Raw genomic sequence first — 20,265 nt, 5'->3', positions numbered from 1 at the left:
GGTACATACCATGAGCTTTCAGACAGGACTCTCCGGCTTGAACGCCTCCAGCAAAAACCTGGATGTGATCGGCAACAACATCGCCAACGCCAACACCGTGGGCATGAAGTATTCACGCGCCGAATTTGCCGACCTGGTGTCCTCGTCGCTGGGCACCGGCGGCGGTGGCGGCTCCGGCATCGGGGTGGCCGTGGCCACGGTATCGCAGCAGTTCTCGCAAGGCAACATCAACATCACCGGCAACAGCCTGGACGTTGCCATCAATGGCGGTGGTTTCTTCCAGATCACCAAGACCGATGGCACCACGGCCTATACCCGCGATGGCCAGTTCAAACTCGACAAAGACGGCAACATCATCACCAACACCGGCGCCAATGTCATGGGTTACGCAACCAGCTTGACGGGCGTGCAGTTGGGAACCACGCCGATCAAGATGGTGCTGCCCACTGGCGCCCCGATTCCGGCCAGCGCAACAACCGCCATCACCGCCGAATTCAACCTGGATGCCCGCGCGCCCATTGCCGCGACACAAACACCGCCTACGCCCGTCTCCACCTACGGCACCTCTCTGACTGTCTATGACTCACAAGGCGTGGCACTTCCGGTCAGCCTGTATTTCGTCAAAATTGACCCGGCCACAGCCACCCCACCCGTTGCGGCCACCCGGGACGCATGGTCCGTTTTCACCGACCCTGCCGGCACCACCAATGTCGGCACGCTGGTATTCGATGCCAATGGCGCACTCGTGCCGGCAGAGACCACCTTTCCCACAGACGTAGGCGGCGCTGGCACCCTGCGACTCACACCGGTGGCCCCCAGCATCGTTCCGCCCTTTGATGTCTCGGTCAACGCTCTGGGTGTCACCCAATACGGTGCCTCGTTCAACGTGTCCAACCTGAGCCAGGACGGCTACACCGCAGGCGAACTCACTGGCGTCACCATCGAAGCCACGGGCGTCATCACCACCCGCTACTCGAATGGCCAAACCCAGTCCCGCGGGCAGATCGCACTGGCCGACTTCCGCAATGTCCAGGGTCTGGCCCCGGTAGGCAGCGGCGAATACCTGGCGACGTTTACCTCCGGCCAGCCGATCCTGGGCGCGGCCGGCGTTGGCAAGTTTGGCGAATTGCGCTCGGGCGCCGTGGAAGAGTCCAACGTGGACCTCACGGCCGAGCTGGTCAACATGATGACCGCGCAACGCGCCTACCAGGCCAATGCACAGACCATCAAGACGCAGGATCAGGTGCTCAGCACCCTGGTCAACCTGCGCTAACCCCAAGCTAGACTGCCATGGACCGCCTCATCTACACCGCCATGACAGGTGCCACTGCGGCGGCGAGTCGCCAGGCAGTCCTGTCCAACAACCTGGCCAATGTCTCGACCAACGGCTTTCGGGCGCAACTGGCCACCTACCGTGCGGTACCGCTGCGTGGCGACGGCGCCACCACCCGCGTCTTTGCACTGGAAGCCACCGCCGGATTCAAAGACCAGCCCGGCCCGGCCATGCGCACCGACCGCAGCCTGGATGCCATGCCCAGCGCCAACAACTGGTTCACCGTGCAAGGCGTCGATGGCAACGAGGCCTATACCCGCAACGGCCACTTTGAAGTCAGCACCGACGGCACGTTGATGACAGGCAATGGCCTGCCCGCGATGTCGGCCGGCGGCGCGCCCATCACCGTTCCGGCAGGCGCCGAAGTGTCCATCAGCAACGATGGCAATGTGAGCGCCAAGATCGGCAACCAGCCCGGCAACAACATTGGCCGGCTCAAGCTGGTTACCCCCAATGCCGACGACCCGCTCAAGCGCGGTGATGACGGGCTGTTCCGCAGCCTCTCCGGCGACCCGCTACAGGCCGACGACACCGCCCGCCTGATGCCGGGAACGCTCGAAGGCTCCAACGTCAGCGCTGTAGAAACCATGGTCGGAATGATCCAGACCGCGCGCCAGTTTGAAGTGCAAATGCGCCTGGTGCAAACCGCCGAATCCAACGATCGCGCCGCCGGACAACTGCTTGGCCTGCAAGGCTAAAGGAAAACACCATGATCAATTCCCTCTGGATATCCAAGACCGGCATGGAAGCCCAGCAAATGCAGCTGGACGTCATTTCCAACAATCTGGCCAACGTCTCCACCAACGGCTTCAAAAAGGCGCACGCCGTTTTCGAAGACCTGATGTACCAAAACCTGCGCCAGGTGGGCTCCAACACGTCAGAGCAGTCCACGCTGCCCACCGGCCTGCAGGTTGGCCTGGGTGTGCGCACCGTGGCCACCAGCCGCAGCTTCTCGCAAGGCAACCTGCAACAGTCCGGCAACACCTTGGACGTAGCCGTCCAGGGCAATGGCTTCTTCCAGCTCACCATGCCCGACGGCACCATTGGTTACACCCGTGACGGTGCGTTCCAGCTCGACAACGCAGGGCGCATGGTCAACTCCAACGGCCTGCTGGTCGCGGGCGGCATCACCGTGCCGGCCAACGCCACCGGCCTCACGATTGCCCAGGACGGTACCGTCTCTGCCACCGTGCCAGGCACCACTACCCCGCAAAACCTGGGCACCATCACCACCGCCAGCTTCATCAACCCGGCCGGTCTGGACCCCAAGGGGCAGAACGTGTACGCCGAAAGCGTCGCCTCGGGCCAACCCAATGTGGGCACGCCCGGCGTGAACGGTCTGGGCGGCCTGATGCAGGGTTTCCTGGAAACATCCAACGTCAACGTGGTGCAGGAGCTGGTCACCATGATCCAGACCCAGCGCGCGTATGAGATGAACTCCAAGGCCATCCAGACCTCAGACCAGATGCTGCAAAAACTCGGGCAGCTGTGAAAGTTGCTATGAAAAAAATAGCTGGTTGCGCAATATCCATGAGGGCTACAGGCCTTTTTGGCATGTATTTGCTGGGAGGAGTGCTTCTCAGTGGTTGCCTGTCGGTGCCGCAAAAAGTCGTGGTCGACTTTGCCGAGCCCAAGGCCAGCCCCATTCCGAGCACCGCGCCGGCGGCCAACCAGCCTGCATCGGGCAGCCTGTTCCAGAACGCCAGCTACCGTCCGGCGTTCGAAGACCGCCGCGCCCGCCTGGTGGGCGACACCGTCACCATCCAGATCGTGGAAAGCCTCACCGCCAGCCAGGTGTCCAACTCCACCGTCAACCGCACCAGCTCGGCCAGCAACACCATCACCGCGTCGCCCCTGCCCGACATCCTTGCCCCGGACATGCGCAACCTGAACATGGGCGTTGCCACCGCCAACGACTTCAGCGGCAAAGGTGGCACTGCAGCGGCCAATACCTTCGCAGGTTCCATCACCGCCACGGTGATGGAAGTCATGCCCAACGGTCACCTGCTGGTGACCGGCGAGAAACAGATTGGCGTGAACCAGAACGTGGACGTGCTGCGCTTCTCGGGCACGATTGACCCGCGCCTGGTGCAACCCAACGGGGTGATCAGTTCCACCCAGGTGGCCAACGTGCGTGTCGAATCCCGTGGCCGCGGCGCCCAGGGTGAAGCGCAGACAGTTGGCTGGTTATCCCGCTTCTTTTTAAGCCTTAACCCCTTCTAAAGTTCTCCAGAATAGTGCCGAGGGGTAAAGGATCCAACCGGGTCTGCCCCAAGACCTATTCTGACCATGAACACCCAGACCCACCTCGCGAAGTGCACCAGCCTGCGGCCGCTGGGAGCCTTGTTTCTGGCTTTTCTCCTGGCATTTGCCGGCGCTGCACAGGCTGCCCGCATCAAGGAAGTGGCCAGCATTGAAGGGGTGCGCAGCAACCAGTTGACCGGCTTTGGCCTGGTCGTCGGCCTGGACGGCACGGGCGACCAGACCACCCAGATGCCCTACACCACCCAGGGCCTGGCCAACTACATGCAGCAGCTCGGGCTCACGCTCAATGCGGCGTCGCTGTCACAACTGCAAATGAAAAACGTGGCCGCCGTGATGGTGACCGCACAACTGCCCGCTTTTGCCCGCCCCGGCCAGACACTGGACATCAACGTGTCCTCGCTGGGCAATGCCAAATCCCTTAAAGGCGGCACCTTGATTGGCACGCCGCTCAAGGGCGCCGATGGCCAGGTCTACGCACTGGCCCAGGGCAACCTGATCGTTGCCGGTGCCGGTGCCGCAGCCGGGGGCAGCCGTGTCACGGTGAACCACCTGAGCGTGGGCCGCATACCGGACGGCGCCCAGGTCGAGCGCTCCGTTCCCACCGCCTTGCAGCAGGGCAACAGCATCAACCTCAGCCTCGATGCCTCCGACTTCCAGACCGCCCGCAAGGTAGCCCTGGCCGTCAACCGCAAATTTGGCGCTGGTGTGGCCCAGGCCCTGGATGGCCGTACCGTGCAGGTTCAGGCCCCGCTCAACCCCAATGACCGCGTGAACTTCATCGCCGAAATGGAAGAGTTGCCCATCGAGTCGTCGATAGCCGCGGCCAAGGTCATCATCAACTCGCGCACCGGGTCTATCGTGCTCAACCAGGCCGTCACGCTGGGTGCCTGCGCCATTGCACACGGCAACCTGTCGGTCAGCATTTCGTCTACCCCCGTCATCAGCCAGCCCAATGCGCTCTCGGGCGGGCAAACCGTGGTGGCGGAGCAGGCCAATATCGCCATCAAGCAGGAGCCCGGCAAACTGATCCAGTTGCCCGCCGCTGCCCAGCTCTCCGACGTGGTCAAAGCCCTCAATGCCTTGGGCGCCACGCCGCAAGACCTGCTGGCCATCCTGCAAGCTATCAAGTCCGCAGGTGCGCTGAACGCGGAGCTGGAGGTCATTTGATATGAAGTCCACCGCGCTCGCCACCGTGTGTACGCACTGCCCCGGGGAGGTCTGAGATGAGCTTCGGATCCATCTACGGTACGTCTTCGCTGTCCACTTCATCGGGCCTTGCGGCAGATTCGCAGTCCCTGAACCATCTGAAGATGGAGGCGGGCAAAGACAGCAAGGCCGCCATCCAGGAAACCGCCAAACAGTTTGAGTCCCTGTTCATGCGCGAGCTGCTCAAGAGCATGCGCGAAGCCAGCAACAGCATGAAGTCCGGCATGCTGGACAACCCCGGCAGCGACCTGGGCACCGATCTGCTGGACCAGCAATTTGCCGTGCAGATGTCGGGCCAGCCCGGCGGCCTGTCCGAGATGATTGCCAAGGAACTGAGCCGCAAGATGGGCGTGAGCGCCGACGGTATCGAGGGTGCTGACGGCAAACCCGCCATCGCTCCGCTGCCCGCGCCCGAACCCGCCCGCAATGTCGGCAAGCCCAGCCGTGCGCCCGCCGCGCACCAAGTGAGTTTTGTGGAAAAACACACCGAAGTCGCCAACCGCATTGAGAAGGCCAGCGGCATTCCTGCCAGCTACATGCTGGGCCAGGCCGGCCACGAAACGGGTTGGGGCAAGTTTGAGATCAAGCAAAAAGGCGGCGCGCCGTCTTTCAACCTGTTCGGCATCAAGGCCGGCGCGGGCTGGACCGGCAAGGTGGCGGAAGTCACCACCACCGAATACGTCAATGGTGAGGCCAAAAAACAGGTGGCCAAATTTCGCGCCTACGACTCCTACGAGGACTCGTTCCGGGACTACGCCCGCATGATTTCCGAGAGCCCGCGCTACGCCAAGGCACGCGCGCAAACCGGCTCGGTGCAGGCCTTTGCCACCGGCCTGCAAAAGGCCGGTTACGCCACCGATCCCGAGTACGCGGCCAAACTGAGCCGTGCCATCAACACCACGCTGCAATTGCGCCGCGTACAGGTCTAAGGTCACGCCATGGGCATCCTGAGTATCGGCGTCCAGGCCCTGCAGGCCAACCAGGCAGCGCTGCAGACGGCGGGCAATAACATTGCCAACGTCAACACCGTCGGCTATTCGCGCCAGCGCGTGATTCTGGAGACCGTGCCGGGACAGTTCACCGGGGGCGGTTACATCGGCAAGGGCGTCAACATCCAGACGATCCAACGCAACTTCGATGCGTTTTTGACGCGCCAGGCCACGCTAACCGCATCGACCGCGGCCGCAGATGTCACCCGCGCCGACAAACTCAAACAGCTCGAAGGCATTTTTGGCGGTGGTGCCAATGGACTGGGCGCCTCCATCAGCGACATGCTCAACGCGTTCTCGGACGTGGCCAGCGCGCCAACCGATCTGACCGCGCGCACCGTGGTGCTGACGCGCATTGACGAAACGGCAGCACGCATGCGTGCCGCCTCGCAAAGCCTGGACGAACTGCAGACCGGCATCACCCAGGAACTGAGCCAGAAGGTCGATGCGGTCAACAGCCTGGCCCGCAACATCGCCCGGCTCAACCAGGAAATCGCCAAGGTCAACGGCAATGGACAACCGCCCAATGACCTGCTGGACCAGCGCGACCAACTGGTACGCGAGCTCAACCAGTACGTACAGACCACCTCCATTCCGGCAGACGACGGCACTGTCGGTATCTTTATCGGCGGCAGCCAGGCGCTGGTGCTGGGTACCAATGTGTCGCCCGTCTCCCTGGTCAAAGACGAGTTTGGCGACACGCTGAAAAACAAGCTGTCCATCAACCGCAACGGTGTCTCCATCCCACTCGATGAAAACAACCTCGGTGGCGGAGAAATTTCCGGCCTGCTGCGCTTCCAGAACACCGACCTCAACGAAGGTCGCAACCTGTTGGGACGGCTGACCCTGGCGGTCAGTACGGCCATGAACAACCAGAACAAGCTGGGCCTGGATCTGGATGGCAACCCTGGTGGCAACGTGTTCACTGCAGCGAGTTTCGGCGCAGTGAACATCCTGCAACCCGTGCCGCCCGCCATTCTCAACACCGGCACCAGCAACTTGTCGTTGGGCATCAGCGATGTAACGAAATTTGTGGCCTCGGACTACGAGGTCAACTTCACCTCGGGCACGGCCGGTTCCATCACACGGCGTTCAGACGGCGTGAAAACTGCATTTGACTTTGGCACCACCAACCCGGTGGTGATCGACGGCATCGCCATCACGGAAGGCAATCTGGGCGGTGCGGCCGCCGGAGACCGTTTCCTGCTCAAGCCCTTCAGCACGTCGGCCACCAACATCGCCAGCCAGTTTTCCACGCCCCGCGCGTTGGCCGTGGCCAGCCCGGTGGTCGGGCTCATGGGCAGTACCAACACCGGCAGCCTGCAGCAGGTCGGCATCGTGGCGCGCGACAACCCGCCGACCAACGTGCCGGTCACGCTGACCTTCACCGGCCCCAACAGCTACACCCGCAGCGATGTGGCGGGCACCTTCACCTACACCCCCGGTCAGGCCATCCAGGGCACCGAACCTGCAACCACACCGCTGTCCCAATGGTCCCTCACCTTGCAGGGCACACCCAAGGCTGGCGATACGTTTGCGGTACGCGCCATCACCGACCCTACGCTCAGCGTGGACGTAAAGCTCAACGCGGGCAATGCCACCGCCATGATGAACCTGCGCGATGTCGCCATGTTCGACGGCGCGGCCATGACCGACGGTTACGCCGGCCTGATTTCGCAGATCGGCATCCGCACCCAAAGTGCCAATTACGCGGCCACTGTTTCGACCTCCATCGCCGGCAACCTGGAGAAAGACCGTGCCGGGGTCTCCGGTGTGAATCTGGACGAGGAGGCCGCCAAACTGCTGCAGTACCAGCAGGCCTACCAGGCATCAGCCAAGATGATCCAGATCGCACAAAACATTTTCGACACCCTGATTCAGGGCCTGGGCCGCTAAGCCAGGAGCACACGCATGACCACCAACTTCTCACGACTGGGCTCTGCCAACACGTACGACAACGTCCTGCGCAACCTGCAGGCACGCCAGACCTCCCTGGCCAACCTGCAGGAGAACCTCACGTCGGGCAAACGGGTGGTCAACGCCAGCGACGACCCTACCGGTGCCGCGCAGGCCGAACGCGCCCTCACCCGCATGGAGCGGGTCAAGGCCGACCAGCGCGCGCTGGAAGCCCAACGCAATTCCATTACCGAAGCCGAAGGCACGCTGGGCGAAATCACCGATGCGCTGCAGAGCATCCGTGAACTGGTGGTGAGCGCTGGCAACCCCGCCTACACCGACAAGGAACGCCAGGCCATTGCCATCCAGCTCAGCGGCCTGCGTGACCAGGTGTTTGCGCTGGCCAACCGCAAGGACAGCAACGGCCTGCCGTTGTTCAGCGCACTGGGCAGCACCACATCTCCGTTTGCCGGGCCCAACGCACTGCCACAGGACTACACCTTCAACGGCCTGCCAGGCCAGTCGGCCAGCACCGAAGTGAGCATCCCGTTTTCACTGGACGGCGACAGCGCCTTCATGATGCAAGCTGGACGCGACGGGGTCTTCAATGTCAGTGTGACCAATGCCCCCGGTGGCCTGATTCCGACCACCCGTGCCCTGTCGACCAACAATGCCACAGTCACCAACAGCGCCACCGCGGCCAGCACCTCGGCCCTGGCCCTGGCCGCCAGTGGCGGCACGCAAAACTACCCGACCTACACCATCACCGTCAGCGCGCTGGACACCACCACCGTGCCCGGCCAGACCATCGCCACCTACGACATTGTCGAAAGTCCCTCGGTGTCCGGCCCCATTGCCTCGGGCACGGCGACCTACGCCACGGGTTCCAACGCCACCATTGCGGTGGCCGGCCTGCCGGGACTGGCACTCAACATTACCGGAGCCCCCGCTGTGGGCGACACCATCACGGTGGCGCCCAGCCGCAGCATCTTCAGTGTGCTGGACTCGGCCATCAAGGACATTGGCGGCGCTGTCAACGGCAATGCCGCCACCCAGGCCGTGGCCCAAGCGCTGGGCAATATCGACGTGGGCATGGCGCGTGTGTCTGCCGTGCGCGGCCAGGCCGGTGACTTGCTCAACCGCGCCGACCGCATCACCGACAGCCAGACCAACCGCAGTCTGCAACTGGAAGCCGACCGCTCACGCGCCGAAGACCTGGACATGATCAAGGGCTACTCCGACTTCCAGAACCAGCAAACCGCGTTCTCCGCCGCGCTGCAGTCCTACGCCCAGGTGCAAAAGCTTTCCCTGTTCAACTTCATTAGCTAAAGATATGGCCCGGTCTGTCCTCGACAGCGTCACCCTGGGCTACGCCCTCTTGTGGAACCAGAAGCGCCAACGCTGCGGCGTGCGCTTGCTGGTGGACAGCGCCAGCCCCAGTGCTGTGGATGCACGCCACCTGCTGTCGGCCATGGCCGAGCTCTGGCCCAGCGCCAGCGCGGGCGTGGTGCTCAGCGTGCAACACCCGGTGTTGCTGCAGGACCTGCTGGACCATTTGCCCGCGCGCGGCGTGTGGCTGGAAATTCCCAACGCAGCCATGGCGGACACACAAATGGCCAACCGTGTGCGCAAGGCCGCCCAGCGCGGTGTGCACCTGGTGTGGCACGGTGAGCCCGGCCAGATTCCCACCGCCGTCATCGCCCCCCACTTCCACGCCGTGCAGCGAGCACTCACGCCGCAAGAGGCCCTGAACGCGTTGCGCACGGCCCGCCACGCGGGCGTGGTGCGCAGTGTCAGTCAGACACCGCTGCGCATTTTTGAAGGCATGGCCAGCCAGGCGCTGGTGGAGCATGCGCTGGACCAGCAGCACGCCTGGGCGGTGCTGGGCTGGCCCAACGAAGAGATTTTGTACAACCACCGCCTGCGCCAAATGCAGCCCTCTCGCGCGCAATTGCAGACCTTGGTGCAGGCCATCGATGCCGACGAATCGCTGGAGAGCCTGGAGCAGCGCATGGGCGACGAGCCTTTGCTGAACTACCGTTTTCTGCGCTACGCCAACTCCGCCGCCCTGGGCCTGCGCCAGGAAGTGGACAGCGTGCGCCAGGGGCTTTTGACCATGGGCCTGATGCGCCTGCGCGCCTGGCTGGTGGAGCAACTGCCAAACGCCAGCAGCGATGTGAACCTGGACCCGGTGCGCGCCAGCATGGTCCTGCGCGCCCGTGTCATGGAGCGTCTGGTGGACGCGGGTGCCGAAGAAGCGCTGCGCCGCGAAGTGTTTTTGTGTGGCCTGTTCTCTCAAATGGATCTGCTGCTGGGCGCGCCACAAGGTACTGCGCTGCACCACCTGCCCCTGCCGGGCCGCGTGGCCTCGGCCGTGCTGGGACAGACCGGGCCGTACACGCCGTGGCTCGACGTGGCCACCGCGCTGGAGTCCGGCTCCACCCACGTGATCCGCGAAGTCTGCAAGGCGCACGATATGCGTGCCGAAGAGGTCAACCGCGCCCTGCTGCGCACACTGGCGCAACCGCCCAGCGCGGCCGTCGTGCCGCGTTATAGCGCCAAGAACAGGCATCCTTACGCATTGATGGCGGCGTAATTGCTCCTATTTTGATAGCTGGCTGTGCATATTGCGCGTGGGCTAGAGCATTAAATCGTACATATTTTCACTACTGTCCGGTAAATTTTGCCCCGTTTTCAGAAGAGTTCAACCTGCGATTTCAGCTCTTCGAAACTGTCGTCCTTGATAGCGTTGTCTACCATCTGAGCCAAAGAGATCTTCTCAAACATGTTGACCTCCACCAGATGCAAGAAGTTACGCAGTGACAGGTCAGTATGTAGTCCGTGGTGTGCGACCAAAGCTATCAAATAGGTACACACTGCAATCCATATCTGTGATCTCACCGCGTTCAATGAATTGCCAAAGAAGTGTTGGATGTTCAGGTTCTGCTTGAGCCATTTGAAGAACAGCTCAATCTGCCAGCGCTGCTTGTAGATGGCTGCGATGGTGAGGGCGGATAGGTCTAGACGGTTGGTTAGAAAGACGAGTTCCAAACAACTCACTGCATCGTAGAAACGTACCCGGCGCAAAGGCTCAGGGTAGCCTTTCTTGGAGCGCTCCCCCGTCAGCACAATGGTTTGATCCGAGTACACGCCGGTTTGCACATCAGCCGCGTGGGCTTCACTGCAGATGAAGCTCAAATTGTCTTTGGCGCGCACCACAAAGCTGCACTCCCGTTGCACCAAGCGGTGCAACCTTGCAAAGTCCACGTAGCCGCGATCCAGCACGACGATAGAGCCCTTGGGCAGACTCAATGCATCCAATTGCCCCGAGTCGCCGACTTTGCCGGTGGTGATCGATAGCATCACTGGAATGGCACCCCGCAGGTCGATCACCGTATGGGCCTTGATTCCCGCTTTGGTGGACCGAAAGTCAGCCCAGGGAAACAGTTTCAGACACAAGTCGATGGTGGTGGAGTCCATGGCATACAGTGGCTCCTTGAGGCCCAAGCCGATGTCATGGTCTTTGTACAAATCCAACGCGGTTTCGATCAGGCGTTGCCCCAGTGCTTCGAACAAATGCGAGTCACGCCGCTCGTTGGCATCGGCCAATGTGGAGCGTGATACACGCTGACGCAGGCCGCAGTGGTAAAGCTTGGAGCTTTGCGAGTTCAGGCACACGATCAGGTCGCGCAAGCCTTCCCTGCGAGTGAACTGCGCGTAGGCCATGCAAATGAATTGGCTCCAGGCAGTGAAATCCCGTGTCCAGCGGTTGGCTTGGTACCTATCAACGAGGTGTTCAAAGTGGCTAAACGGTACGACGGCCAGCAATTGCGCGAATACCGTGCGACCAGCGTTCATGACGTAAACCTCGAAAAATGAGGTCACGATATGCCCACGGGCAAAAATCGGATTTCAAATCGCCGGAATCCAAAAAGCTCTTGAAACCCGCATCCAGCTTAGGTTTGAACTGCCCTGATGCAAAATTTACCGGACACTAGTGACATATTTTCTTCCCGAAGTGCTTTTTTGGTTATCGAGCATGTCGGGATGTACGCCCGACACGCCACAGAAGCAAACCGATCAACAAAAAGAACTCACCCCTGCTCAGCCCGCAACCGAACCAAAGTCTCCCAAAACGCCGAATTTTGCGTAGTAGCAAAGTTGATCCGCATCAAACTGCTAGGCGCCCGCATAGCGTGAAACAATGCCCCCGGCGCCAGCAGGTAGCCCTCATCCAACATCCGCTGCGACAGCACATCGGTGTCCACACCGGTATCCACCCAGCCAAACAAGCCCACCGGCTCGGCCGCAAACGTGCACCCCGCGCCGAGCGCTAGCTTCACGCTACGCGCCCGCGCCACATCCAGCCGCTGGCGAATGCGTTCGGCGTGGCGGCGCAGCTGGCCCTGGTCGATGCACCAGGCCAATGATTTTTCCAGCAGTGCCGGGGTGGTCAAGGTGGTCAGGAGTTTGGTGTCCAGCAAACGCTCCACCAGATGAGCGGGCGCGGCCATGTAACCCACACGCCAGTTGGGCGCGAGTATCTTGGCAAAGCCACCCACATAAATCGTGCGTTGCAGGCCATCGAGCGCACACAGGCGCGTGGCGTGTTCGGGCGCGAAGTGGCAGTAGGTGTCGTCTTCAACAATGTGAAAGTTGTGCTGGTTTGCCAACTGCAGGATGCGGTAGGCGCTGCTGGGCGAGAGGCAAAAACCCGTGGGGTTGTGGAACACGCTCACGCTCACAAACAGCTTCGGTTGATGTTCTTCGCAGTAACGCGCCATGACCTCCAGGTCCGGCCCGTCGGCCCGTCGCGGCACCGGCAGGATGCGCATGCCCAAAGCGTCCAGGCGCGCAAACTCAATGGCCCAACCGGGCTCTTCCACCATCACATAGTCGCCGGCGCGCAGTAGGGCGCGGCTGGCCACATCCAGCGCCTGCGTGGCGCCTATGGTGGTGATGATCTGCTCAGGCGCGGCCTGCACCGACAGCCCTGCGAGTTTGGTGGACAGCGCGCGGCGCAGCCCCAGGTCGCCCGCAGGTTCGCCGTATTGCAGCGAAAACGCGTTGAGCGCCTCCACACCGCAACTGCGCCGCACGGCGGTAGAGAGAAAGGTGGTCTGCAACCACTCCTGCGGCAACACACCCATGCCGGGTTGCGGCTTGTCGCTGATGCCGTGGAACATGCCGCGGATCAGCGCCGTGGCATTGAGCGGGGCGCGTTCACGCGAAGCAGCACCATCCTGCGCGATGTTTTTTGCTACTTTTTTAGTAGCTGCTTGCGCACTATCCACGGGGGTTGGCGTGCTCTCACGCACATAAAACCCGCGGTTCTTGCGCGCCTCCACCAGTCCCTGGGCCAGCAGTTGGTCATACGCGCCGACCACGGTGGACGGGCTCACGCCCTGCTGTTGCGCACACAGGCGCACCGACGGCAGGCGCGCACCGGGTGCCAGCAGGCGGTCGCGGATGCGCTGGGCAAAACGGGCGGCGAGTTGCTCGGTCAGCGTCTGTGACGCGGTTTTCATCAGCATGGAGCACCTTCTATAAATTCCGTTCGCCCTGAGCTTGTCGAAGGGCCCGACAAACGCAAGGCAGGCTTCGACAAGCTCAGCCCGAACGGACAAGGGACGGTCTGTGTTACCCGAACGGGCAATACAGTTTCACATTTGTTCATACAAACTGTACTGCAAGTGTGTTGTTTTTGCCAGTAAAGTTACACCATGACATCCGCTGAAATCACCGCCCTGCTGCTGCTTTCCACCGCAGCCAGCTTCACGCCCGGGCCGAACACGACGCTCTCCACGGCGCTAGCCGCCAACCTGGGGCTGAAGCGTGCCATGCGGTTTGTGGTGGCGGTGCCGATTGGCTGGGGCCTGCTGTTCACACTGTGCGCGGGTGGCCTGGGCGCACTGGTGGTGGCCGTGCCGCTGTTGCGTCAGGCCATACAGATCGCCGGCGTGGCCTACCTGCTGTGGCTGGCCTACAAGATGGCCAGCGCCAGCAGCCTGGGCGAGGCCGACGCCAGCCGCCTGAACGTCACCTTCTGGCAGGGCGTGGCGTTGCAGTTTCTCAATATCAAGGCCTGGATGCTGGGCCTCACCGTCACCGCCGGCTGGCTGGCCGGGCGCGAAGATGTGCTGACGCGCTTTGCCATCACACTGCCGCTGATGCTGGCCTTTGGATTTTTCAGCAACCTGCTCTACGCCGCGATGGGTTCGCTGTTGCGCGACTGGCTGGGCGGCCCGGTGGTCGGCGGTGTGGCCACCGCGCGGCGCCTGCGCTGGTTCAACCGCGGCATGGCCGCCGTGCTGGTCGCAACCGCCGCCTGGATGGCAACCCTATGAACACACACGATCTGAAAAAAGGCCTGTGGCTGGGCGTACTGGGTGTCACTATTTTTGCGCTGACCCTACCCATGACACGGCTGGCCGTGGGCACGTCGGACGCCCCGCTGATGTCGGGCATGTTCATCGCCTTCGGCCGCGCCGTGGTGGCGGGCGTGCTCTCGGGCCTGCTGCTGTGGTGGAGCAAAGCGCCACTGCCGCCGCGCGACGCCTGGGGCCCGCTGGTGCTGGTCGCTTTGGGCGTGGTGTTTGGTTTTCCGCTGTTCACCTCCGTTGCCATGCGCCATGTAGAGGCGGTGCACGCCAGCGTGATGGTGGGCGTGTTGCCACTGGCCACGGCCGTGGTGGGTGCATTCCTAAACCGGCAGCGCCCCTCCACAGGCTTTTGGATCTGCGCGCTGGCCGGTACGGCGCTGGTGGTGGCGTTTGCACTCTTGCGCTCGGGCCACAGCGGGCTGGCGCTACAAACGGCGGACGTGTTGCTGCTAATCGCCATGGCCTGCGCGGCCGTGGGTTACGGGCATGGCGCACGCCTGTCGCAGCGCATGCGCGCCGAACATGTGATCTGCTGGGCACTGCTGATCTCGCTGCCCATCAACCTGCCGCTGGCGGCGTGGCAGTTCCCCACCGAGACCCTGCCCACCAGCGCCTGGGTGGCGTTTGCCTATGTGTCGGTGTTTTCCATGTGGCTGGGCTTTTTTGCCTGGTACAAGGGCCTGGCCCTGGGTGGCACCGTGCGCGTGAGCCAGGTGCAATTGCTGCAACCGTTTTTGAGCATGCTGTTTGCCGTGCCGCTGCTCGGTGAACACCTGGACGCGGTGACCGTGGGCTTTGGTGTGGCGGTGATCGCCACCGTGTTTATCGGCCGGCGCATGCCAGTGCATACCGCATTGAAGGGTCCCGCGGCATGAACCACGACCTGTTGATCGCCGCCGCCATCTTCCTCATCGTGAGCTCCGTCACGCCGGGGCCCAACAACACCATGCTGATGGCCTCGGGCGTGAACTTCGGCGTGCGCCGCTCGCTGCCGCATCTGCTGGGCGTGCAGATCGGATTCACCGTGATGCTGCTGTGCGTGGGCCTCGGCCTGCACGCGGTGCTGGATCAATTTCCAGCGCTATACATGCTGATGCGCTGGGGCGGCGCGGCCTACCTGCTGTGGCTGGCCTGGAAACTAGCCAGCGCCCGCCCCGCCGACGCAGACCCCGACGCACCCGCACCGCAACCCCTGGGTTTCTGGGGCGCCGCCGCGTTCCAGTGGATCAACCCCAAAGCCTGGTTCATGATCGTCACCGCCATGAGCGCCTACCTGCCGCCCGATGCCAGCGTGTCCCAGGTGCTGCTGCTGGCGCTGATGTCGCTGGTGTTGGGCAGCCCCTGCTCAGCGGTCTGGGTCTTTTTTGGCCAGGCCATGCGCAGTCTGCTGCAAAACCCCGGGCGTTTGCGCATCTTCAATGTGACCATGGCGCTGGCCCTGGTGGCATCGCTCTACCCCATGCTGGTAACCTGACGGGCTTAGCCTAAAAAACCATGTACGCCGCAGCTTTTATTTTTGAACCCGGAACTTACGACGACCGCTTCCACGCGCTGGACGCCGACATCGAAGCGGCCGCGGTGGCCAACCCCGGCTACCTGGGCCGCGAAACCTGGCGCTCGGAAGACGGTGTGCGTTACAACGCCACCTATTACTGGACGGATCTGGAGGCACTCAAGACGTTCTCCAGCCACCCGCAGCACCTGGAAGCCAAGCGCAACTACCAGCGCTGGTACAAAGGCTTCCACATTGTTATTTCTGAAGTAATCCGTTCGTATGGCGATGGCGCGCTGGCGCACATCACCCCGAATTCCCGCTCCACCCTTTCTGGAACACACGCATGACCCACTGGACCCTGGCCGCACGCGCCGCAAAGATGAACCCCTCGGTGATCCGCGAGATCCTCAAGGTCACTGAACGCCCCGGCATCATCAGTTTTGCCGGCGGCCTGCCCTCACCCCAAACCTTCCCCGTCGCCGAGTTTGAAGCCGCCTGCGCCAAGGTGCTCAAGGACGACCCGGCCGGTGCCCTGCAATACGCCGCCTCGGAGGGTTACGGCCCGCTGCGCGAGATGGTCGCCGAGAACCTGGGCAAACAAAGCGCCGCCGCCGGCATGCCGTGGAAGGTCGACCCGGCCCAGGTACTGATTACCACCGGCTCGCAACAGGGTCTGGATCTGGTCGCCAAAATCTTGATCGACGCGGGCAGCAAGGTGCTGGTGGAATCGCCCACCTACCTGGGCGCCGTGATGGCCTTCATGCCGATGGAACCCAATGTGGTGAGTGTCGCCAGCGACGACAACGGTGTGGAGATTGAAGACCTGCGCGCCAAGTCCGACGGCGCACGTTTTCTCTACGTGTTGCCCAACTTCCAGAACCCCACCGGCCGCACCATGTCCGAAGCGCGCCGCGCCGCCCTGAGTGCCGAGGCTGCCCGCAGCGGCCTGCCGCTGATGGAAGACAACCCCTATGGCGACCTGTGGTTTGACCAGGCCCCTGCCGCACCACTGACCGCGCGCAACCCCGAAGGCGGTATTTATCTCGGCTCGTTCTCCAAGGTGCTGGCGCCCGGCCTGCGCATGGGTTTCATGGTCGCGCCCAAGGCCGTGTACCCCAAGCTGCTGCAAGCCAAACAGGCCGCCGACCTGCACAGCCCGGGCTTTAACCAGCGCATGATTTTTGAAGTCATGCAAAACGGTTTCCTCGACCGCCACGTGCCCACCATCCGCGCGCTCTACAAGGCACAACGCGATGCCATGCTGCAAGCGCTGGCCCAGCACTTCCCCGCCACATCCAACCCCGACGACACGCTGACCTGGAACACGCCCGCCGGCGGCATGTTCCTGTGGGCACGTTTGCCCAAAGGCATGAACGCGGTGGACTTGCTGCCGCACGCGGTGGACAAGGGTGTGGCCTTTGTGCCCGGCGCACCGTTCTACGCCGACCATGGCGACACACGCACCATGCGCCTATCCTTCGTCACCCCCAGCGTGGAAGAAATCCACCGCGGTGTGGCCGCGCTGGCCGCCGCCATCCACGCACAAAGGAGCTGACATGGGCGTGCATATCTGGGGCCGCCTGAGCTCACTGAACGTACGCAAGGTGGTGTGGGCCGCGCAGGAGACCGGCGTGGCGTTCACGCGCAGCGATGCGGGTCTGAGCTTTGGTGTGGTCAAGACACCCGAGTACCTGTCGATGAACCCCAACGCGCTGGTGCCCACGCTGCAGGACGGCGACTTCGTGTTGTGGGAGAGCAATGCCATCGTGCGTTACCTGTGCGCCAAATACGGCAACGCCACGCTTTACCCACAAGACCTGGCCGCGCGCTTTGACGCCGAACGCTGGATGGACTGGCAGCAGACCACGCTGAACCGCGACAGCGGCGCGGCCTTTGCGCAGTGGTTTCGCACCCCCGCCGAGAAGCGCGATGCCACCGTGATTGCCCGCTCGACCGCCGCCACCGAGCCGGCCCTGGCCCAGCTCAACGACCACCTGGCCACACGTGCCTATGTGGGTGGTGAGCACTTCAGCATGGCCGACATTCCCGCGGCCTGTGACGTGCACCGCTGGTTTGGCCTGCCCCAGCCCCGGCCCGCCTGGCCGCATCTGGAGCGCTGGTTTGCCACCATCCTCGCGCGCCCCGCAACCCGCGGCGTGCTCGATCTGCCTCTTTCATAAAACCCATCTTCACCGAGAGCCCTACCGTGCCCCAGCAACGCCCGTTCAAACAAGTCGACGTCTTCACCGCCCAGGCCCTGCGCGGCAACCCGCTGGCCGTGGTGCTGGACGGCAGTGGGCTGAGCGATGCGCAGATGCAGGACTTCGCACGCTGGACCAACCTCTCGGAAACCACCTTTGTGCTGCCCCCCAGTGCCACCGCTGCGGCCCAGGGCGCCGACTACCAGGTGCGCATCTTCACGCCCGGCGGGGAGTTGCCGTTTGCCGGCCACCCCACGCTGGGCACCTGCCACGCCTGGCTGGAAGCAGGCGGCACGCCGCGCAGTGCGACGGGCATTGTTCAGGAATGCAAGGTCGGGCTGATACAGATCCGCCGCGACAGTGGTCGTCCCGCGTTTGCCGCCCCCGCGCTCCAACGCAGCAACCCCAGCCCCGCCCTGCTGGCCCAGGTGGCTGCAGCACTGGGCCTGCGGTCGCGCCACATCGTGGCCGCGCAGGTGCTGGACAACGGCCCAGTCTGGATGGGCCTGCTGCTGGACAGCCTGAGCACCGTGCTGCAGCTGCAGCCAGACCACCTGGCGCTCAAGAATTTAGGGCAAAAAGTGGGCGTAGCCTTTGTGGAACATGCGCAAGCAGCTCCTACTTTAATAGCAAGATCCAACCGCGAGGCACGTGCCTTTGGCGCCCGCAGCGCCGGCGATGCGGCTGCGGACGACTGCACCACACTTGAAGTGCGCGCCTTTGCAGCGCCCATGGGCGTGCTGGAAGACCCGGTCACCGGCAGCCTCAACGCCAGCCTGGCCCAGTGGCTGATCGCCGATGGCCACGCCCCCACGTGTTACGTAGCGCACCAGGGCACCTGCATTGGCCGCGACGGCCGCGTGCACATCCTGCGCGACGCTGACGACCAGGTCTGGGTCGGCGGGGATTCGGTCACCTGCATCACCGGCACGGTGCTGTTATGAGCGCCACCACCGTTCCCGGCCTGCCCACCCTGCAGGAGATCGAAGCCGCAGCCCAGGTGGTGTACCGCGCATTCCAGGCCACGCCGCAGTACCGCTGGGGCCTGCTGGCCGAGAAACTGGGCACGCCCTGCTGGGTCAAACACGAGAACCACACCCCCGTGGGTGCCTTCAAGATCCGTGGCGGACTCAACTACTTTGACCAACTGGCACAAAAAGGCGCACTGCCCCAAGAGGTGATCAGCGCCACACGGGGCAACCACGGCCAAAGCATTGGCTGGGCCGCCCGCGCCTATGGCGTGCGCTGCAGCATCGTGGTGCCACACGGCAACTCGGTGGAGAAAAACGCCGCCATGCGCGCCCTCGGTGTTCAACTCATCGAACACGGCCAGGATTTTCAGGAAAGCCGCGAATACGCCATGCGGCTGGCAGCGGAGCGTGGCGCCCACATGGTGCCCAGCTTCCATCCCGACCTGCTGCGGGGCGTGTCCACTTACTGGTGGGAACTGCTGAAGGCTGCGCCCGAGATCGATGTGGTCTACGTGCCCATCGGCCAGGGCTCCGGTGCGTGCAGCGCCATTGCCGCCAAGCTGGCGCTGGGCCACAAGGCGCGCATCGTCGGCGTGGTGAGCCGCCACGCCACCACCTATGCCGATTCCCTGCTTGCCGGTCGTGTAGTGGAGGCGCCGGTGACGACGCTGCTGGCCGACGGCATGGCCTGCCGCGTAGCCGACCCCGAGGCGCTGGCCATCCTGCAAGGCCGCATCGACCACATCGTGCAGGTGACCGACGCTGAAGTGGCCCAAGCCATGCGCGACATCTTTGCCTGCACCCACAACGTGGCTGAGGGCGCAGGTGCGGCGAGTTTTGCCGCCGCCATGCAGGAGCGCGACAGTCTGCGTGGGCAGACTGTAGGGATCACGCTTTGCGGGGGAAATGTGGACTCGGCGGTGTTTGCCGACGTGCTACAAGGCTAAGCACTTTCGCGATATTCCTCTTGGGAAAGATGCAGCCTATTTGCAAAAACACTGCGGGTTGCAGCACAAAGGGGGGTTCAGCGTTGGAGCCACTTCTGCCATTCCACGTCATGCATCCACTGCGCTGCCGAACCGCGCCACCGGTCCAGGTGAGCCACGGCGATCTGGACTTGCTCCAGTGAGGCCTCTGGCCCCAGCGCCAGGTTTTTGATGCGTTTGGGATCTATTTTCAGGTTGACGGCATCCCGCAGGCGGTGCGCAGCTTCTTCGACCACGTGGATCACAAACTGCTCTGGCTCTGTGTCGTGCACGGCAAAGGAGTACACCATTCCCGGGATCTTGAGGGTCCATTGCGGCCGCCCGTCTAACTGAGCGGCCCAGACCTCGCCCATCTCCGGGTCCGCATGCAATAGTGCGGGCGTATCCCCCGGATTCAACCTGAAAAGCGCAGACGTTTTCTTCATGGGTGCGACAAAACACAAGGTGTGGTGGTGCGGCCAATTTTGCCGCAGCCATGCAGGAACACGACACGCTGTGCGCGGGAAGTGTGGACTGCACGGTGTTTACGAAGGTGTCGGG

General features: G+C 63.1%; 20 protein-coding genes. 17 read left to right on the top strand and 3 right to left on the bottom strand.

Annotated features, from left to right (window positions below; genetic code table 11):
• Window positions 1-10 precede the first annotated feature (10 nt).
• From flgE to RS694_RS02675, 9 genes are all read left to right on the top strand, one after another.
• Entirely contained in the window at window positions 11-1,273 is a 1,263-nt protein-coding gene (gene flgE, locus RS694_RS02715) for a flagellar hook protein FlgE (protein ID WP_029709457.1), read from the top strand.
• Between the two features lie 17 nt (window positions 1,274-1,290).
• Window positions 1,291-2,031, top strand: coding sequence for a flagellar basal body rod protein FlgF (locus RS694_RS02710; RefSeq protein WP_029709456.1), 741 nt, complete (start codon window positions 1,291-1,293; stop codon window positions 2,029-2,031).
• A gap of 11 nt (window positions 2,032-2,042) precedes the next feature.
• Complete coding sequence (gene flgG / locus RS694_RS02705) at window positions 2,043-2,825, top strand: flagellar basal-body rod protein FlgG (RefSeq protein WP_029709455.1); 783 nt, start codon at window positions 2,043-2,045, stop codon at window positions 2,823-2,825.
• Window positions 2,826-2,887: 62 nt separating this feature from the next.
• Entirely contained in the window at window positions 2,888-3,556 is a 669-nt protein-coding gene (locus RS694_RS02700) for a flagellar basal body L-ring protein FlgH (RefSeq protein ID WP_152528896.1), read from the top strand.
• 66 nt (window positions 3,557-3,622) lie between these two features.
• Window positions 3,623-4,765, top strand: a complete 1,143-nt coding sequence (locus RS694_RS02695) for a flagellar basal body P-ring protein FlgI (RefSeq protein WP_029709453.1) — start codon at window positions 3,623-3,625, stop codon at window positions 4,763-4,765.
• 56 nt (window positions 4,766-4,821) lie between these two features.
• The gene (gene flgJ / locus RS694_RS02690; RefSeq protein WP_029709452.1) at window positions 4,822-5,733 is read left to right on the top strand and encodes a flagellar assembly peptidoglycan hydrolase FlgJ; all 912 of its coding nucleotides are present in this window, start codon (window positions 4,822-4,824) and stop codon (window positions 5,731-5,733) included.
• 9 nt (window positions 5,734-5,742) lie between these two features.
• Window positions 5,743-7,689 carry a flagellar hook-associated protein FlgK gene (gene flgK / locus RS694_RS02685; RefSeq protein WP_029709451.1) on the top strand — a complete coding sequence of 649 codons (1,947 nt, stop codon included), beginning with the start codon at window positions 5,743-5,745 and terminating at the stop codon, window positions 7,687-7,689.
• Between the two features lie 15 nt (window positions 7,690-7,704).
• Window positions 7,705-9,018: a flagellar hook-associated protein FlgL gene (gene flgL, locus RS694_RS02680; protein ID WP_029709450.1), complete on the top strand. Its 1,314-nt coding sequence runs from the start codon at window positions 7,705-7,707 to the stop codon at window positions 9,016-9,018.
• A 4-nt stretch (window positions 9,019-9,022) separates the two neighbouring features.
• A complete protein-coding gene (locus tag RS694_RS02675; RefSeq protein WP_029709449.1) occupies window positions 9,023-10,285 on the top strand; it encodes an HDOD domain-containing protein in 1,263 nt (420 codons plus the stop codon).
• A gap of 98 nt (window positions 10,286-10,383) precedes the next feature.
• Here RS694_RS02675 and RS694_RS02670 read toward each other — a convergent pair whose 3' ends face one another.
• Window positions 10,384-11,547, bottom strand: a complete 1,164-nt coding sequence (locus tag RS694_RS02670) for an IS4 family transposase (protein ID WP_029707262.1) — start codon at window positions 11,545-11,547, stop codon at window positions 10,384-10,386.
• A 236-nt stretch (window positions 11,548-11,783) separates the two neighbouring features.
• A complete protein-coding gene (locus RS694_RS02665; RefSeq protein ID WP_029709302.1) occupies window positions 11,784-13,223 on the bottom strand; it encodes an aminotransferase-like domain-containing protein in 1,440 nt (479 codons plus the stop codon).
• A gap of 189 nt (window positions 13,224-13,412) precedes the next feature.
• On the opposite strand from RS694_RS02665, the gene RS694_RS02660 reads away from it, so the two are divergent.
• The 8 genes from RS694_RS02660 to RS694_RS02625 are packed head-to-tail and all read left to right on the top strand — an operon-like array spanning window position 13,413 to window position 19,686.
• Complete coding sequence (locus RS694_RS02660; RefSeq protein ID WP_029709303.1) at window positions 13,413-14,036, top strand: LysE family translocator; 624 nt, start codon at window positions 13,413-13,415, stop codon at window positions 14,034-14,036.
• Window positions 14,033-14,947 carry a DMT family transporter gene (locus RS694_RS02655; RefSeq protein ID WP_029709304.1) on the top strand — a complete coding sequence of 305 codons (915 nt, stop codon included), beginning with the start codon at window positions 14,033-14,035 and terminating at the stop codon, window positions 14,945-14,947. Before RS694_RS02660 ends, RS694_RS02655 begins: the two co-directional genes overlap by 4 nt.
• Window positions 14,944-15,546: a LysE family translocator gene (locus tag RS694_RS02650; protein ID WP_029709305.1), complete on the top strand. Its 603-nt coding sequence runs from the start codon at window positions 14,944-14,946 to the stop codon at window positions 15,544-15,546. The genes RS694_RS02655 and RS694_RS02650 overlap by 4 nt, the downstream gene beginning before the upstream one ends.
• Before the next feature lie 20 nt (window positions 15,547-15,566).
• Window positions 15,567-15,914, top strand: coding sequence for an antibiotic biosynthesis monooxygenase family protein (locus tag RS694_RS02645; protein WP_029709307.1), 348 nt, complete (start codon window positions 15,567-15,569; stop codon window positions 15,912-15,914).
• Window positions 15,911-17,122 carry an aminotransferase-like domain-containing protein gene (locus tag RS694_RS02640; RefSeq protein WP_029709308.1) on the top strand — a complete coding sequence of 404 codons (1,212 nt, stop codon included), beginning with the start codon at window positions 15,911-15,913 and terminating at the stop codon, window positions 17,120-17,122. The genes RS694_RS02645 and RS694_RS02640 overlap by 4 nt, the downstream gene beginning before the upstream one ends.
• A 1-nt stretch (window position 17,123) precedes the next feature.
• The gene (locus RS694_RS02635; protein ID WP_076069289.1) at window positions 17,124-17,747 is read left to right on the top strand and encodes a glutathione S-transferase family protein; all 624 of its coding nucleotides are present in this window, start codon (window positions 17,124-17,126) and stop codon (window positions 17,745-17,747) included.
• A 26-nt stretch (window positions 17,748-17,773) separates the two neighbouring features.
• Window positions 17,774-18,712: a PhzF family phenazine biosynthesis protein gene (locus tag RS694_RS02630; protein ID WP_029709310.1), complete on the top strand. Its 939-nt coding sequence runs from the start codon at window positions 17,774-17,776 to the stop codon at window positions 18,710-18,712.
• Window positions 18,709-19,686, top strand: a complete 978-nt coding sequence (locus tag RS694_RS02625) for a threonine dehydratase (RefSeq protein WP_029709311.1) — start codon at window positions 18,709-18,711, stop codon at window positions 19,684-19,686. Before RS694_RS02630 ends, RS694_RS02625 begins: the two co-directional genes overlap by 4 nt.
• A 77-nt stretch (window positions 19,687-19,763) precedes the next feature.
• On the opposite strand, the gene RS694_RS02620 is transcribed toward RS694_RS02625, so the two are convergent.
• A complete protein-coding gene (locus RS694_RS02620; RefSeq protein WP_152528889.1) occupies window positions 19,764-20,150 on the bottom strand; it encodes a hypothetical protein in 387 nt (128 codons plus the stop codon).
• Between the last annotated feature and the right edge of the window lie 115 nt (window positions 20,151-20,265).

Origin of the sequence: Rhodoferax saidenbachensis (genome assembly GCF_001955715.1) — a bacterium.
GTDB lineage: Bacteria > Pseudomonadota > Gammaproteobacteria > Burkholderiales > Burkholderiaceae_C > Allorhodoferax > Allorhodoferax saidenbachensis.
This window is presented reverse-complemented; position numbering and strand designations above follow the sequence as displayed.